Source organism: Streptomyces calidiresistens, assembly GCF_014141525.1.
GTDB lineage: Bacteria > Actinomycetota > Actinomycetes > Streptomycetales > Streptomycetaceae > Streptomyces > Streptomyces calidiresistens.
Genome location: NZ_VKHS01001330.1, coordinates 1 through 895, shown reverse-complemented (window position 1 = coordinate 895; position 895 = coordinate 1). Strand labels below are relative to the sequence as shown.

Genomic DNA, 895 nt, shown 5'->3' with positions numbered 1-895 from the left:
GCATCCGCTCACCCGGGGGCGGCCGGAGCCGCTCCCCGACCCCCACCGCTCCCGGCCGAAGTGCCACGGGTGACGTCACGCCCCGGACCCGACCGCCCGGACGTGCCCGGAACACCCGCGCGATGCGGGACACTGGGAGCCGCGAGGTTCACCGCGCGCCCGCTCCGCCCCGGAAGGTCCCGACCGCGTCACGATCGGGGCACACCCGGCGCACGGCGTTCCGCCGGGGAACCATCGCACCCCCCGCCGCGTGGATACGATCAGTAAGCACTACGGATCCCCCGTCGGGGTATCCGTGATCATCGCGGCCCGCGATGACGGTGAGGACGGCAGCCCTCCCGGGTAGTCCCCCGGGTGGACCGCCCGGGGAAGCGCCGGGGAGTCGAGACCGGGATTCCGCCCGGAGAAGGAGGTGCACCATGGGACTACTGAAGCGCTTCGAGGAGCGCCTGGAGGGCCTGGTCAACGGCACCTTCGCGAAGGTCTTCAAGTCCGAGGTGCAGCCCGTGGAGATCGCGGGCGCCCTGCAGCGGGAGTGCGACAACAACGCCACGATCTGGAACCGTGAGCGCACCGTCGTCCCCAACGACTTCACCGTCGAGCTGAGCCCCGGCGACCACGAGCGGCTGGCCCCCTACTCGACCCAGCTGGGCGACGAGCTGGCCGGCATGGTCCGCGAGTACGCCAAGCAGCAGCGCTACACCTTCATGGGGAACATCACCGTTCGCCTGGAGCGCGCCGAGAACCTGGACACCGGCCTGTACCGGGTGCGCAGCCGCACCGAGGCGGGCAGCGCCCCCGGCGCGGGCGGGGGTTCCGCCGCGTGGAACGCCCCCGCGCCCACCGGCGCCGCCCCCGGGCCGGGCGGCCCCGGCTTCCCGCCCCGGCCCGGGGG

At 74.1% G+C, this 895-nt stretch carries 1 protein-coding gene; it reads left to right on the top strand.

Annotated elements, in window-relative coordinates; all coding sequences use genetic code 11:
• Positions 1 to 419: 419 nt before the first annotated feature.
• Positions 420 to 895 (top strand): DUF3662 domain-containing protein (locus FOE67_RS27140; RefSeq protein ID WP_182667462.1); only part of this gene is annotated, 476 nt, incomplete at its 3' end.